This window comes from Pseudomonas sp. ChxA (genome assembly GCF_030263855.1).
Classification (GTDB): domain Bacteria; phylum Pseudomonadota; class Gammaproteobacteria; order Pseudomonadales; family Pseudomonadaceae; genus Aquipseudomonas; species Aquipseudomonas fluorescens_CB.
On record NZ_JARPMK010000001.1, the window covers coordinates 4,829,931 to 4,843,644 of the forward strand.

Sequence of the window (13,714 nt, forward strand, 5' to 3'; positions counted from 1 at the left end):
GTCATCAACTATTTGACTGAAAGGCTCCCCCCCATCGGGCGTTGATTGAACTGCTGGGAAAAAGCGCCTTAACCCAATAGATATTAGCGACTCCAGGCGAAATCTGACCCTTTGAAAATAAAAAAGACGTTTCGCACAGCGTGGTAGGACGTGTCTTTTACAAAATAATAAATTCGCACAATTAAGTAATACTCAACAACAAGAAACTTCCCACACAAACTTGACCTATACAACTAACTAACAAAGAAACAGCTGACACGCATTCAAGACATCAGCCACTTCCACGCATTCAGGCTTGCACGCATGCAGTCCCGAACAGACTGACGCTCAGCAGAGTTTCGGCCTGGCACTGTAAACGCACCGGCACAGTGCCACCCGGCATGACCACGGCCACCTCTCCGGGCTCAACCCAACCCGCCCGCCATGCAGCGCAGGCAACTGCACTCGCACTGGTACCCGAGGACGCAGTAGGCCCTTCTCCCCGCTCAAACACCCGCGCGAGAACCCGATTGCCCGAAGAATGTGCAGCCCATTGCAGATTGATCCCCGCCAAACAAGGTTGGCCGCGCCCGCCCGGCGGTGCAAAAGCAATCGCCTGCAACGGCTCAAACAGTGCGGGTTGGTGCAGCGACTGGTGGTCCGGCAAGGCCTGGGCATGCTCAACGAGCGTCACACAGTGTGGATTGCCCACACGCACAAACTGGCTGACGACCCACTGCGGGTCGATCGCCACCAGTGCGGCCACATGGCTGAACTCACGTTGCCCCCGTGTGACCGCGCCAATACCGGTAGCGGCCACCGCTGCCGGCCCGAACTGCGGTCGCCCCAAAGCCAGCCAGAAGCCAGCAACCTGTTCAAAGGTCGCCGGCTGCGAATAGGTCGCCACCGGAGAGGCTGCATCGTGCTTGTCGTGATGCACGAGCAACTCACACCCTTGGGTCATCAAGCCTTGATCCGTCAGCGCCTGGGAAAAAATCGTCAACCCGTTACCACTGCGCTCGGCGAGCGTGCCATCGGTATTGACGATCAACACGTCAAACGGCGGCGCAGCCTGGAACGGCCCCACCAGCAAACCATCGCAGCGGTGTGCCTTGGCATTGACCGCACGCGGTAACGTGCCCCATTCACATTCCGACGCGATCGCCATGGCTGCCCACTCTTTTCGAGTGCTGGCAGCCAGATCGGCACACTCAGGTACCGCAATGCCCCTGCTGCGTAGGTAGCCGGGGCTGGCCACAGCGTAAATATTGCCCCGTGCGTCATAGAACTGAGTCATAGCGACACCTTCCAAAGAATCATCATCGGCGTATTTGGCTGACTGCCTGCACACTTGGCAGCAGCGTATTACAGAAGGCGGCGCAGTAGGAGGTGGACTGCAAGGCGGTAATCCAACGTAAAGGCCTGGGGGTTCATGCGTTCTCACGCAGATTACGCACCTTCCAGGCCGCCGCCGATACATTCGACAGCCTCTGTGTGGTCGCCCCCTGCCTGGGCGTTCCGCGCCTGTAAGCATAAACCCGCAGCCTGCGCGCCCGCCCCTCTCTTGAAGGGAACCCGGCTCGCTCCACAGGGCCTGATGTGCAAGGATGTCGCGCAGGACATCGTTCATAGAACGCAAAACCAAGGATTTTTCATGACTGCCATCTCCACCCCAGCGCCCGTGGTTCCCGGACGGCTGGAACAAATGTCGACCCGCATCGCCTTTTTCATCGCCGGCTTCGGTATCGCGGCCTGGGCGCCGCTGGTGCCCTACGCCAAGGCACGGGCAAACCTCAATGAGGGCACGCTGGGCCTGTTGCTGTTATGCCTGGGCGTCGGATCGATCATCGCCATGCCGATGGCTGGCGCCCTGGCTTCACGCTTCGGCTGCCGCCGGGTGCTGACCGCCGGCACGATCATGATCTGCCTGGCACTGCCGATGCTCGCCACCGTCAGTTCAATCCCCTTGCTGATGGCCGGGCTGTTCCTGTTTGGTGGGGGCCTGGGCACTGTGGATTCGACGGTCAACCTGCAGGCGGTGATTGTTGAGCGTGCCAGCGGCAAAACCATGATGTCGGGCTTCCACGGGTTGTTCAGCCTTGGCGGTATCGTCGGCGCAGCAGGGGTTGCCGGGTTGCTGGGGTTGGGCTTGTCGCCGTTGCAGGCAACCCTGGTGGTGATCGTCGTCATGGCGCTGGCATTGATCAAAGCCGGGCCGCATCTGCTGCCTTACGGCAGCGAAAGCTCTGGCCCCGCGTTTGCCGTTCCGCACGGTGTGGTGCTGTTTATCGGCTGCCTGTGTTGCATCGTGTTCCTGGCCGAAGGCGCCGTGCTGGATTGGAGCGCGGTGTTCCTGAGCGCCGAGCGCGGCCTTGATGAAACTTACGCCGGCTTGGGTTACGCGGCATTTGCCTTGACCATGACCGCAGGGCGCTTGACCGGTGATGCGATTGTGCGCCGCCTGGGTGCCACCCGTGTGATCGTGATTGGCGGCGCGCTGGCCACCGCAGGCATGTTGCTGGCGACGTTATTGCCGGCCTGGGAAACAGCGCTGCTGGGGTATGCCTTGGTGGGCGCCGGTTGCTCGAATATCGTGCCGGTGCTGTACACCGCCGTCGGTAAGCAAACGGTCATGCCGGAGCATATCGCCGTGCCGGCCATCACCACACTGGGGTATGCCGGCATTCTCGCCGGGCCAGCCGTTATCGGCTTTATCGCCCACGGCAGCAGTCTGAGCACCGCCTTTGTGCTGATTGCGCTGCTGCTGGCGGGGGTCGCCATCAGCGGCAAAATTCTCAAGGTATAAAGCACTCACCGCACACAGCCAGGGCATTACCTGGCTTTGTGGGTTTCATAGTGTTCCAGCCAACGCTCCAGGCTTTTGTTGCAAAGAAAGCCCTCGTGCCTGGGGCGTCCCAACAAACGCATATTGTTGTCGCGCTCCAATGAACGCAGCAGGCCCGGGCGTTCAATAATGTTCTTGGCGGTATACACGCAGTGTTCACTGTACTTCTTCCTGGGTAGCCCGGTGGCGGGCTCCAGCAGGGGCAGTCCTTGCGCGTCCAGGTCATCGGGGTCGCTCATCACGATTTTGAGCTGGTTGATGTCCAGGTATTCAAGCGCCTCAAAAAATACTGCGCTGTCTTTGGGGATATCCCTCAGTTGCTTGAAATAGCCTTGCAGTGCCTTTACGACCTGAGCATTGCCCTGATCATGAAAAGGGTCCTGGCTGAAGGCGCTGGGGGAGCTGTTACCTTGCAGCGCCGCAGCGGCCGCGTTGAGGCTGTCGCGGGTGATGTACCCCGCGCAGTCGATGATCGCATCGTTGAGCAGGGGGCGATTGAGAATTTCCCTGACCAGCAGAATCATACGGTCGCGCACCCTACTCTCCACTCAATGTTTGAGCGGCGATCTGACGCAATGACGACTGCGTCAAGCGTCCATCTTTCAGAAAACCATGCAGTTCGCCGAAGTGTTTCTCCAGCTCACCGGCCAATTGACTGTCCGTAGAGTTCGGGCCAGGCGGCGTGGTGTCGGTACGCACTGAGGGGGGATTCTGCAGTGCCTGCTGACGCAGCGAAGACAAGCCTCCCCGCCACAGCATAGGCCGCTGCGACGGCAAGTCCCGCGTGGCAAACGGCTCATCGTTCGGCAGTTGGAAAACGCGCGGCGGTGAAGCCCAAGACACCTCTGGCCCGCCCACGCCCAATGGCTGTGCGCGCGGTATTGCACCCTCAATCTTCATGCGTCATCTCTCGCTTTTTGCAGATCTATGCTTGCCTGAAAGTCAGTACCGAGAGTACCGAATCATCGGTTCACCCCCGGGCAGCAAGCATCCGATATGTGGTTAGCGCCACGCGATAGTTCCGGGCGACAGAAGAATCCCAATAACAGCATGTAACACGGGCTTACCCGGCTGCTGGCCCACGCCATCGGGTGGTGAGGTAATTGATCAGCGTGGCCCACCGGAAAGTGGGTTGCCTAAAGCTCTGGGTGTCAGGGTGGCTGGCAGGCTGTGGCGCGAGCAGGCCACGGGCAAAATCATCGGCCACGGGCGCCTGGAATTTGTGCTGGCCCACAAAGGTTTTCATGCGCATCGTTTCGGCGGCGTACAGCGTCGACAAGGCTGGGCAGTTGCCCTCCTCGCCAACCGACGTTGAGCGGGCAACCTTGCGTATACCCTCAAAGGTGCCCCGGCCATCGGCGTGACCGGATTGAAACGAAGTTGAAGTCATGTCTGGCTCCTGCTCGGCGTTTGAAAGCAACCCGTACGATCAAAGTCGCTGTTACAACCTGTGTGGCAAACGCGCGAAAACAGTTCCTGCCCTGGCGTGGACCGTGCAGTGAGCACTGGAAAAACAGGCAAAAAAAAATCGCAGCCTTCAGGCTGCGATTTTTCTCATCACCGGCCGGTCAGAAGCCAACGCTGGCCTGCACGAAGAAGGTGCGGGGCTGGCCCAGGTACAACCCGGCATTGTTATCACTGGAGCGCGTGTAGTGCTGTTGATCGAAGACGTTCTTCACGCCCACCCCCAGTTTCAGGTTCGACAGTTGCGCGCCGAAGTCATACCCGCTGCGCACGTTGACCGAGACATAACCAGGGATATCGCCGTATTGGCCATCGGCGGTGCCCTGTGTGATGTAGGTGGTGCCAGTGCCCGGCGCACGTTGCCCGGATTGGGCATAGACGTCCAGGTTATGGGTCCAGTGGTTGATGTCGTAGCGCAGGCCCGCTGTCAGCACTTCACGGGAGTAGAGCGGCAGGTCGCGGCCCTTGAACGGCACATCACCCTCGGCAGTCGCCTTGGTGTAGGTAAAGCCGGCGTTGGCGGTCAGGCCATCGAGGCGTGGGTCCAGGTTCGACAGATCGTAGTGGGCCGAGGTTTCGATCCCCTGGTGCTTGGTAGCGCCGAGGTTGGTCCAGCCCACGTCATTGCTCACATATTGCAACTCATCCGAGAAGTCGATGTAGAACAGCGTCACTTCGCCGCCCCAGACGCTGTCGTTGTAGCGTGTGCCGATCTCGTAGGTCTTGGCCTTTTCCGGGTTCAGGCCGTCAGCCGTCTGGTTGACGCGACCGCCCTGCCCGATCTGCGCGTACTGCAGGCTGCCGAAGGAGGTTTCGTAGTTGGCGAAGACTTTCCAGGCATCGGAAATGTGGTACATCACACTCAACGCTGGCAACGGCTCATTACTATTGATCTTGCGATTCTTTTCCACGGTGCGCACACCGTTCAGAGCGACCACCGGGCGGTCATGCCAAGTGGTCTCGATGTTTTCGAAGCGGATACCCGGCGTGACGGTCCACTTGCCGATATCGATCTTGTTGTCGATGTAGAACGCGTTGGCGACGGTGCCGCCGGTGCGGTCCTGGTAAACATGCCCGTCATTTTGCCCGCCCGGCGTCGGGACGTTGTTGACCAGATTCAGGCTGCTGGCCTGTTCATGCATGCCTTCTTTGAGGTAGCGATAACCGACGCTGACTTCCTGGGTACTCGGGCCCACGTCGAACACATGGGACACCCGTGGCTCGATGCCGAAGGTGTAGTAGCTGCGCGGGTAGGAACCTATGGTCTTGAGGTCGCGGTTGGCAATGTTGCTGCCACGGAAGCTGTCGATGTAATAGGTCAGCACTTCGGCCTGGGTACGGTCGTCGATCTGGCGGATGTACTTGAAGGATATGTCCTTGCGACGGCCGCTGAAATTATCCCAATCACGCACTGACTGGTACGGGTTGGCGTCAAACTGCTTTTGGGTCAGGCCGCCGGGCATATCGGCGTTGGCGTTGTAATAATGAAGATTGAGCGAGAAATCGTCTTGATCGGTCGGTGCCCAGTGGGTCTTGAGGATCACGTCGTCGATGTCGTTGGAGTTGTTGCTGTTGCGGTAGCCGTTGCCATTCACCCCGGTATACAGCAACGCCACGCCCATGCCGTTATCGGCAGTGCCGCCGACAAAAGCGTTGTCGACGTGTTTCCAGCCGCCGTGGGCGGAGGTTTCCAGGGTGGTGCCGACTTCACCCGAGGCCTGCTCGGGAATCGCGCGGGTCACGAAGTTGATCACCCCACCGACGTTCTGCGGCCCATAACGCACGGAACCGGCGCCGCGTACCACGTCGATGCTGTCCAGGTTACCGGCAGAAATCGGCGCCATCGACAGTTGCGGCTGACCATAGGGGGCGAACGCCGCCGGTACGCCGTCGATCAATACGGTGGAGCGTGGCGACAGCCGCGAGGTCAGGCCACGTACGCCGACGTTGAGGGAAATATCACTGCCGCCCGTGCCGTTGGCCTCTTGCACCTGCACGCCAGGGACGCGGCGCAGCACATCACTGACATTCATCGCCCCCTGCTCCACCATGGCTTCACGGCGGATCACGGTACGTGCGCCCGGATGGTTCTGCACCACTTCGGCATTGGCATCGCCCAGCCAGTCGCCCACCACTTTGATATCCGTGACGCCCAGCTCCAGCGGCGAGCCGGCTTCCCCCGTGCCGCTGCGCTGTGGGCGAAGGGTCACGGAACCGGCATCGATCTGGTAATCCAGGCCGCTGCCCTGGAGCAATTGGCGCAGGGCTTGTTCGGGAGAAAGGTTGCCGTCCACTGCGGGCGCTTGCTTGCCCGCGACCATGTCAGGGCTGAAGAACACTTGCAGGGAAGTCTGCTGGCCCAGTTGGCTCAGCGCAGCGCCCAGCGGCTGCGAGCGAATATGGATGCCGTCGGCCGCATAGGCCGCAGGCAGCGCGGCACTGACCGAAAGTGCCAGCGCCAGAGGCGCCCAGCGGGAGACTTTATTGTTGTTACCGACAAGTTTTTTCACGTCGAACCTAGTCCTGTGATCGCAAGAGTGTGCGGCTGTTAATGCAAACCAGTTGCAGTTGCAGAAGAAGACGAAGAACTCGAAAAAAACCTGAATGTCAGCGTGAAATAATTTCCTGGCTGCCGTCCGGCAAGACGCGCACGGCCACTGGCAGGATGTGTGGCAGGGCTTTGAGCAAGGCGTCGGTGTCACTGGATTTGAACACGCTGGTCAGCCGCAAATTGCTCACCGCCGCCGTATTGACCCGCAACGGCTGCTCGCGATAGCGCGATACTTCCCGCGCCACTTCACCGAGGGTGGCGTTGTTGAACACCAACTTGCCGGTGCGCCAGGCTGTCAGCTCATCGGCATTCACCGCATACGCCGTAACGACTTGCCCGGCAGAATCGACATGCGTGCCGAGCCCTGCCGTAAGCATCACGATCTGATCCGACGCTCGCCCCTGCACCTTGACCGTGCCGGCCTCGACTACTACGCGGGTCTGGTCGTCATCGCGGCGCACATCAAAACGCGTGCCGGTGACCGTGACCTGCCCTGCCCCGGCGGCCACGACAAACGGCCGGCTGGTGTCGTGCTCGACGCTGAACATGGCTTCGCCCTGTTTGATTTCTACACCGCGCCGACCCTTTTCATAGTGCACCGCCACCACGCTGCGGCTGTTCAGGTCCATCACCGAACCGTCGGGCAATGCCACTTGGCGATGCTCGCCCAAGCGCGTGCTGAACTCAGCACTGTAGGGTTTTGGATGATCCAGCCCGCTGAACAGGCCAAGCCCCAAGGCAATGGCCACCACGCTGGCAGCCACGGCGTAACGCACAATGGCGCGACGTTTGGGGCGTTCGACCGGGGCCTCGCACAGCGCTTGCAAACGCGCCGTGGGCACAAGGTCGGCGGCGCTCCATAGGCCTTGCAGCACTTCAAATTCGTATTGATGCTCAGGCTGCTCGGCACACCACGCCTCAAAACGCTGTTGCTCTGCGGGGCTCAACTCGGCGTCTTGCAGGCGTACAAACCATTGCGCGGCTTCGTCGCGAGCACGGCTATCCATCGTGGAAGATCCTGTTTCAAAACGGGCAGAGTTCATGGGGCCATAGCGTCCAGGCGGTCGCGCAGATGCCGCAAGGTGCGGATCATATACTTTTCCACCATGTTTTTAGACAGCCCCAGGCGCACGGCGATTTCCTGCTGGGTCAGCCCCTCGATTTTCTGCCAGATAAATATCTTGCGACAGTTGAGTGGCAGTTCGGCCAAGGCTCGCTCAATGGAATCGGCCAACTGGATCGCGTGCATGAAATGCTCCGGGTCGCCGTTGTGGGGCGAACGCTGATCAAAGGCGTCCAATGCCAGCGCCTCACGCCGGTCTTCGCGACGATAAGCGTCCACCGCAATGTTGCGCGCCGTTTGATGCAGATAGGCGCGCGGTTGCTCAACGTCGCTCGAACGCGACTCAAGCACGCGTACAAAGGTGTCGTGAGCCAGGTCTTCAGCCTGCTGACGGTTTCTCAGGCGGCGTGTCCAGGTTCCGATCAACTCTTCGTAATGCTCGAAAAAGCCTGTTCTGCGGGGCGGCTGAGGAATCATCGCGTGAGCACTGGGAGGCGGGGCGTGAATAGTAATGCTTCCTATTAAGCGGAGCAATTGCTTCGCGTCGCTCACCTGATTGCGTTGCAACTAAAGATGACTGGCCGCCTGTTTGAGTCGGCTCAATTTCTCTCGGCTGCCACACACACTCATCTGGCACCACTTGCGTTGTTTACTTTTGGAGAGATCGAGAAATATCCAATCGCAATCCGTGCAGCTGCAGCACCTCAATGCGTGAAGCTGGCTCGATACCAGCAGTTGCGTCGCGTCTGTTGCCAGGCGCGCTATCAGCATCGACGTCAACTCCTGCGCAGCGCCGCAGGTGCGCCAAGTCCACGCGGGCATCCCGTCAACGGAGCGCAATACTCGCCATGACGCGCCTTGCTGGTAGTGCAGATTGATCTGCTGTAATGCCTCATCGGTGACATTCTGGCGTAATGACAGGTTGTGGAAGACGCCGTACAGAAGCTCTCGGAATGCAATGACAGCATCCAGGTCTGGCTGGAAGGATATGGGCGAGTCAAACACCATAGGCGAATAGGCAGCGTACTCTTGCTCAGAGAGCAAAGAGGCGTGTAATGCCCACTCAATGAAGAACTTGAAACTGGTGAGTCGCTCTTCCATCACCTTAAGGTTGGAATACGGCCTGCGCCCATTAGTGGTATTGATAAAGTCCAATACCCGGGCGCCGCCGATCAGCCGGATTGATTTTGCAGTGCCCGTGAAATGTGTCATTCCAACTCCCGAAAAAACCCGCACGCTCTGCCCTGGCAGAGAATACCTTGTTTCGTGGAGTCGAAGGCGCCGCCCCGCGGCGAGAAGACCAATGGCTAATCGGGGTCCGCTGCACGCGCCATCCAATCAAGAATCCTCTCGACCGATTGTTCAACCGAAAACACGTGGGTCTGCACATGCACTTCAGGAAACAGCGGAGTGTCGTAGTTCGAATCAATCCCGGTAAAGTTCTTAAGCAGCCCCGATCGCGCCTTTTTATACAAACCTTTCGGATCCCGCTGTTCGGCAATTGCCAGAGGGGCATCCACGTGGACTTCTACAAAATGCTCGTTACCAATGATCGAGCGCGCGTAATGCCGACTGGCCGATGACGGCGAGATCAGCGCGACAATGACAATAAGTCCCGCCTCCACCATCAAACCCGCTACCTCAGCGACCCGCCGAATGTTTTCATCGCGGTCACTGTCGGTAAAGCCCAAGTCACGACACAGCCCACTGCGTACCGAATCGCCGTCAATGATGCAGGTAAACCGGCCTTTGGCCCTTAAGGCTACATCCAGCGCATTGGCAATGGTCGATTTCCCGGAGCCAGAGAGGCCAGTCATCCAGATGACCCTAGGTTTTTGCCTCATAAGCGACGGGTCGGCACGCACGTGGCTGAACGCAAATGCATGCAAGTTTTGTTGTTGCCCCTGCGCAAAGTAACTCATGGCCGTTCTCCCTCCGTCAGCGAAACAGGCTGTTTGCCCAACATGAACACCATCACGCATTGCAAGAACAGAAGCAGCGAAACTACCCAATAGACGGTCGCGAATGACCCTGTCAGGTCTTTGGACAGCCCGCCCAGGAAGTTACCGCACACTCCCCCCAGGCCAATCAGCACATTGGCAATGCCAAATGCCTGCGTCAGCCGGTTGACCGGAACGATTTGCCCGATATAACTGGGGACCAACCCAAAAATGGGATAAAACGCCAGCGCAAACAAAAAAGCCGCCAAATAGAACAACGCGAGCGTGTTAAAACTGAACACCAGCATGGCTGCCAGCCCCGCGCTCAAAAAGCACATGGCCAAGGCCGTCCTGGCACCTACTTTGTCTGCAACCCATCCCACCAAAAAGCCTGAAGCCATCCCTACGGCGCCGATCGTCGTCCAGATAAACCCTGCGTCTTGTACCGAAACGCCTAACTCATCACGCAGGTAAGGTGCCAGGTAAGTTTGAAACGGCAGCAGTGCCATCCCATTGAGAAAGGCGATGGCCCAAATCAGATACAACGAACGGCTCATCCATGGCGTGTGGCCATCGAGAGACGGCGAGCGCTTATCGGAAAAACCCGTTGCCTGGTCCGCTCCCATGTTACGCAATAGAAACCAGGCCACGAAACACAGACCCAATGACACAAGGCCGGCGGTCAGCCAGATGGAGCGCCAGCCACCCTGCAAGGTGAGAAACGACACCAACAGCCCGTTAATAAACACACCGTAGCTGGTGCCACTGGAAATCAGCCCCATGACGCGCGAGCGATTACCTGGGTTAAAACCCTTGGTGACGATTTCTGCCAGCGGGATGTAAACCGAAGCGGAGCAGCCTCCCAGCAATATCAACAACCCACCCGACACCCCAATATTGTCGCTGACGCTCAAGCCCAGCAGGGCCAGAGACGTCACTACGGTGGACACCAGGCTGATTTTCCAACCTTCGAAAAAACGGCTGATGTAACTGGTGACCGACGAAAACAGCAGGAAACCTATCTGTGCGCCCCCGGTGATCAAGCCCACGGTGGTGTAGTCAAAGCCGAGATCTCGACGCATATCAACCACCAGGTTGGCGAACAAGTAGACGCCAAACCCATAGGTACTGGCCACAAACCCGGTCAGTACGACTGCCAGCACCACGCTGTCCAGCGCGCGAGGATGATTCTGTACGAGTGTGCTCATCATGACTCCCTCACACGGCGTGAGCGGTGTGGATGACAAAATCACAATTCATCCTGTCGAAGTTACGCTGAAAATCACCGTAATCCTCATGGGCAAAGAAGCCGCTGGCCTGAATCTCGGTAGCCAGTTCTGCGGGCAATAACGGATACACTTTCAGGCTGTAGCGTTGTTTATCTTCAAAGTCGTAAATGAACTCGCACACCTGTGCATCGACCCTTCCGAGGCTGACCGACGCGCTGGCGCCGCAGTAATAATAATTGCCGCTGGATTTGAAGTTGCCCGCGCGAATAGCAAAAAAATTACGCTGATCAACAATCAACACACCACCTGGCTTGAGCAATGCCCTGAACCTGCGCAGCACGCTCATGCGGTCGTGCGCCTCAAACACATGGCACAGTGAACTGCCCAGGCACACGACGGCATCGAACGTGCCCAGCACGTCCGGGTCCAGGTCAAGCCACTCCATATGGTGGGATTCAATATCCAATTCACGGTCAAGGAAGTTTTGCCGGGCTTTTTTCAGCATCGTGCCGCTACCGTCCGTAGCAACTACCTTGAAACCTGCCTGCTTGAGTTGCACGGCATGAAAACCACTGCCCGTGGATACATCAAGCACCGATTTCACCGCGTGCCTTTCCAGCAGCCGTTCAAAGAAACCATTCTCGCCGGCCTTTCTTTTTTCCCAATCAATCAACGCGTCCCAGCGCTCGACAAAGTCTGGCGAATATTGCGCGGAATAACCGGCTACTTCCTCGTGTTTATTGCGCGGATTTTGACTCATGCCGCACCGCTCCCTACCAAGGTTGAATGCTTGAAAGACAGGTACTTTGTTGCCAGCTCATGAGCACAATCGGCGGACTGTTGAACCGACATGATTGACTTGGAGTACCCCAGCATCGTCTGCATGATTGCCATGCACCTGGGGTTGAAGGTGACCGAGCCGTCACAATGGATTTCGTCGATACCATCGTGGCTTTGGCAAATGCTATTGAGGCGCACCGCGTCGTCGTATGGGCAGTCGTCGGAGAACTGCACATTGATGCGTCCGTCCTGAAGCCACACCGGATAGCCACCCGGAAGCCCCAGGGGGCCGGGCGCGTGCACCAGGACCGGCGTCGGAGAAAAAAGCCCTTCGATCACGGTGACCGCAGAACACGCGGTCAGGAACTGCCCATCAACCCCGCCCAAGCGACGAAACTCGTCTTTCACCGTAGAAAAAATCAACTCATCCGACAGACGAGCGACCGCACGCTGGCCGCGAACTTCATACAACAAGCGGTAGCTGGCACGCGGGGGCAGGCCGCCCCGTGGCACGTAGTGACTGAAATAATGCTGGGCATACAGCATCACCTCCACGTCCGCGGCAGAGCACTTCAGCAACCGCGCGATGGACAAACGCACGGCCGGAATCAGGTTGGCGACATTACCCACCCCTATATCAGGCGCCAGACCGACCCTGGCCAGGATCGGGTTGACGGCATCGGGAAAGGCCGCATTGACGGTCAAGGTCGCGATACCTGAAGCCTTCACGGCTTGCATCAAGTCATGCATCAGTGTCAGGTGCATGGGTAGCCAGGGGCCGAACTGTGCCTGGTCAAGTTGTTCGAACGAGCGTTTGGGCAACCCGGTGATCACTCGCCAGGATTGCAACGAGGCGCAGTTCACGATGATGTCCGGCGCGTGTTCGCGCAGCACTTGGGTAACGCTGCCGATATCCGTCACGTCCGCGATCACCGGCGAGATAGCAACATACTGCTGCAGTTGTGCGCACGACAGCGTCACCAGGTTGCACAGCCGGATGGTCGCTTCTTCGTTGCGCCCCAGCACGACAAACTCGAACTTATTCCTGGGCGCCAGAATCTTGAGAATTTGCAGGCACAAATTACCCGCGCCCACCAACAGCAACTTTTTCTTCGGTATGGGCTGGCTCATCGTGGGTAGGCTCCGTTATCAACCGGGACAACCTTGCCGGTCATATGACGAAAACCTTCACCCACCAACAGCAAAATGACCTCGGCAACACCACTGGGCTGGATGGGGTCTTTGAGAATTTCCTGGCGCGCGTACTCGGCCCGCCGATACTCAGGAATAGTGTCGTAGATGGAGGTGTTGTGAATCAGTGCCGGAGACACTGCGTTTACCCGCACAAAAGGGGCGAAGTTCCAGGCATTGGCCTTGGTCAAGCCGATCACTGCAGCCTTCGTGGCGCCGTACAAGGCATCACAACTGCCCACTTCCCCTGCCACTGAGGTGATATTGACGATGCTGCGCGGCGCTTCGTGCTTCATTTCGCGCTCGGCGAAGTCTTTGGAAAGATAAACCAAGGCTTTGAGGTTAACGTTAAGCATTTCATCCACTTCGTTATCGGAATAGGCGTAAATGCTTTTGCCGTGATACACCCCAGCATTATTAATTAACCCATAGATACTGGCATGCCGCTCATACAGGCTTGGAATAAAGCCCTTGATCACAGCGTCATTGGAAAGATCGGCAACTTGCGTCTCCAACACACTCGCGTCGTAAGTGTGTTGCAGGGTGCTGAGGGCGTCCACGTCCTTATCGACGGCAATAACAAAGTAACCATCGACAATTGCCTGCTCTACGGTCGCCCGACCAATTCCATTAGCGGCACCGGTAATAATCAACTTTCTCATGCCCTATTCC

Annotated in this window: 14 protein-coding genes; 1 reads left to right on the forward strand and 13 read right to left on the reverse strand. The window is 58.2% G+C overall.

Features of this window, described 5'->3' with window-relative positions:
* Window positions 1-289: 289 nt before the first annotated feature.
* Window positions 290-1,276 (reverse strand): diaminopimelate epimerase, encoded by a 987-nt coding sequence (locus tag P5706_RS21535; protein WP_285681653.1) that lies wholly within the window; start codon window positions 1,274-1,276, stop codon window positions 290-292.
* Window positions 1,277-1,633: 357 nt separating this feature from the next.
* On the opposite strand from P5706_RS21535, the gene P5706_RS21540 reads away from it, so the two are divergent.
* Entirely contained in the window at window positions 1,634-2,785 is a 1,152-nt protein-coding gene (locus P5706_RS21540) for an MFS transporter (protein WP_285681655.1), read from the forward strand.
* A gap of 26 nt (window positions 2,786-2,811) precedes the next feature.
* On the opposite strand, the gene P5706_RS21545 is transcribed toward P5706_RS21540, so the two are convergent.
* The 12 genes from P5706_RS21545 to P5706_RS21600 all read right to left on the reverse strand — a co-directional run bounded on the left by P5706_RS21545 (window position 2,812) and on the right by P5706_RS21600 (window position 13,704).
* On the reverse strand, window positions 2,812-3,360 hold the full coding sequence (locus P5706_RS21545) for a type III secretion effector protein (RefSeq protein WP_285681657.1): 549 nt from the start codon (window positions 3,358-3,360) through the stop codon (window positions 2,812-2,814).
* A 1-nt stretch (window position 3,361) separates the two neighbouring features.
* Entirely contained in the window at window positions 3,362-3,565 is a 204-nt protein-coding gene (locus tag P5706_RS21550; protein WP_285681659.1) for a hypothetical protein, read from the reverse strand.
* Between the two features lie 322 nt (window positions 3,566-3,887).
* Window positions 3,888-4,214 carry a hypothetical protein gene (locus P5706_RS21555; protein WP_285681661.1) on the reverse strand — a complete coding sequence of 109 codons (327 nt, stop codon included), beginning with the start codon at window positions 4,212-4,214 and terminating at the stop codon, window positions 3,888-3,890.
* A 178-nt stretch (window positions 4,215-4,392) separates the two neighbouring features.
* Entirely contained in the window at window positions 4,393-6,798 is a 2,406-nt protein-coding gene (locus P5706_RS21560) for a TonB-dependent siderophore receptor (protein WP_200431576.1), read from the reverse strand.
* Window positions 6,799-6,895: 97 nt separating this feature from the next.
* Window positions 6,896-7,846 (reverse strand): FecR family protein, encoded by a 951-nt coding sequence (locus P5706_RS21565; RefSeq protein ID WP_285681663.1) that lies wholly within the window; start codon window positions 7,844-7,846, stop codon window positions 6,896-6,898.
* Between the two features lie 32 nt (window positions 7,847-7,878).
* Window positions 7,879-8,379, reverse strand: a complete 501-nt coding sequence (locus tag P5706_RS21570; RefSeq protein ID WP_200431574.1) for a sigma-70 family RNA polymerase sigma factor — start codon at window positions 8,377-8,379, stop codon at window positions 7,879-7,881.
* A gap of 90 nt (window positions 8,380-8,469) precedes the next feature.
* Window positions 8,470-9,114, reverse strand: a complete 645-nt coding sequence (locus P5706_RS21575) for a CGNR zinc finger domain-containing protein (RefSeq protein WP_285681666.1) — start codon at window positions 9,112-9,114, stop codon at window positions 8,470-8,472.
* Window positions 9,115-9,209: 95 nt separating this feature from the next.
* Complete coding sequence (gene cysC / locus P5706_RS21580; protein WP_285681668.1) at window positions 9,210-9,824, reverse strand: adenylyl-sulfate kinase; 615 nt, start codon at window positions 9,822-9,824, stop codon at window positions 9,210-9,212.
* Window positions 9,821-11,050 (reverse strand): MFS transporter, encoded by a 1,230-nt coding sequence (locus tag P5706_RS21585; RefSeq protein WP_285682799.1) that lies wholly within the window; start codon window positions 11,048-11,050, stop codon window positions 9,821-9,823. The genes cysC and P5706_RS21585 overlap by 4 nt, the downstream gene beginning before the upstream one ends.
* 10 nt (window positions 11,051-11,060) lie before the next feature.
* Window positions 11,061-11,831, reverse strand: a complete 771-nt coding sequence (locus P5706_RS21590; RefSeq protein ID WP_285681670.1) for a class I SAM-dependent methyltransferase — start codon at window positions 11,829-11,831, stop codon at window positions 11,061-11,063.
* The gene (locus P5706_RS21595) at window positions 11,828-12,982 is read right to left on the reverse strand and encodes an SDR family oxidoreductase (RefSeq protein ID WP_285681702.1); all 1,155 of its coding nucleotides are present in this window, start codon (window positions 12,980-12,982) and stop codon (window positions 11,828-11,830) included. Before P5706_RS21595 ends, P5706_RS21590 begins: the two co-directional genes overlap by 4 nt.
* Entirely contained in the window at window positions 12,979-13,704 is a 726-nt protein-coding gene (locus tag P5706_RS21600; RefSeq protein ID WP_285681704.1) for an SDR family oxidoreductase, read from the reverse strand. The genes P5706_RS21595 and P5706_RS21600 overlap by 4 nt, the downstream gene beginning before the upstream one ends.
* Window positions 13,705-13,714 lie beyond the last annotated feature (10 nt).